Genomic DNA, 239 nt, shown 5'->3' with positions numbered 1-239 from the left:
AACCGGCGAGCAGCCGCAGCACGCTGGGCACGTGGTCGGAGCGCAGCCGCTCGCTCGTCCAGACGTCCGGGAAGGTCCTGAGGGTCGTGCGCAGCGGTGGCCAGTACACGTTCGTACTGCCGTCGGTCGCCAGCCACCAGACCGCGACGAGCAGCGCGGGCAACGCGACGTCGGAGAGCAGCCGCAGCAGGAAGGGCCTCACACCGTCACCTCCCCGCGCACCGTCTGGTGCCAGGCCA

1 pseudogene is annotated in these 239 nt (G+C 71.5%); it reads right to left on the bottom strand.

Going from position 1 to position 239, the window contains the following annotated elements:
- Nucleotides 1–202, bottom strand: a pseudogene (locus tag KVT44_RS56880) (ABC transporter permease); the annotation flags it as partial.
- Nucleotides 203–239: the final 37 nt, after the last annotated feature.

The sequence above is a fragment of the Streptomyces sp. GbtcB7 genome (genome assembly GCF_019091445.1).
In the GTDB taxonomy this organism is placed as follows: Bacteria; Actinomycetota; Actinomycetes; order Streptomycetales; family Streptomycetaceae; genus Streptomyces; species Streptomyces mirabilis.
The sequence above is the reverse complement of the archived record's forward strand: the minus strand, read 5'-3'. Positions and strand labels throughout refer to the sequence as shown.